The sequence below is a fragment of the Georgenia daeguensis genome, from assembly GCF_039537705.1.
GTDB lineage: Bacteria > Actinomycetota > Actinomycetes > Actinomycetales > Actinomycetaceae > Georgenia > Georgenia daeguensis.
The window spans coordinates 1-628 of record NZ_BAABBA010000098.1; the positions used below are offsets into that span (position 1 = coordinate 1).

Consider the following 628-nt stretch of genomic DNA (forward strand, 5'->3'; position numbering starts at 1 on the left):
ACCATCGCGATCACGAGCCCGATCGCCCACGTGGTCAGCGTGTCACCCAGCGCCGTCCAGAACTCCGGCGTCTGGAGCCGCGCCACGAGGGCGGCGAACATCTCGGAGAACGGCGGCATGAACCGCCGGTCCACCACCCCCAGCCGGGGGAGCGCCTCCAGCAGCACCAGAACGCACACGACCCCCGCAAGCCCGAGCAGCGCGCTCGGCGTTCCACGGCGCACCGGCCGAGCGACGCCCCGGGCTACGGGCGTGCGTGTCACAGTTGCGGTGCTCACGGCAGCTGGTCACTATGACCGACTTGCGACGAACGCAAATCATCGTACGGAAATAGCATCATGAGGACCTCATCAAGGGTTCTTCCTGTCATTCTCAGCCAACCTTCGAGAAAATTCGCCACTCGGCCGTCGACCACAATGGCCAGGGCCGACAACACAGGCTTACGCATTCTCATACCTACACGCCCCTTCCGACTTCCTCGCCCGTTCGGACACGGGCCCGCTAGGGCGTGTCTCTTAATGCCTTGAGCCAGATGGTGATGGCGCGCAGGACGACGCCGCCGCGGTAGGTCAGGGCGAGCTTGTCGTAGCGGGTGGCCAGGGCGCGCCACTGCTTGAAGACGTTGAAG

1 pseudogene is annotated in these 628 nt (G+C 65.1%); it reads right to left on the reverse strand.

The annotated features are described in order from the left end of the window. A pseudogene (locus ABD774_RS21575) lies at window positions 1-224 on the reverse strand (ABC transporter permease); the annotation flags it as partial. Between the last annotated feature and the right edge of the window lie 404 nt (window positions 225-628).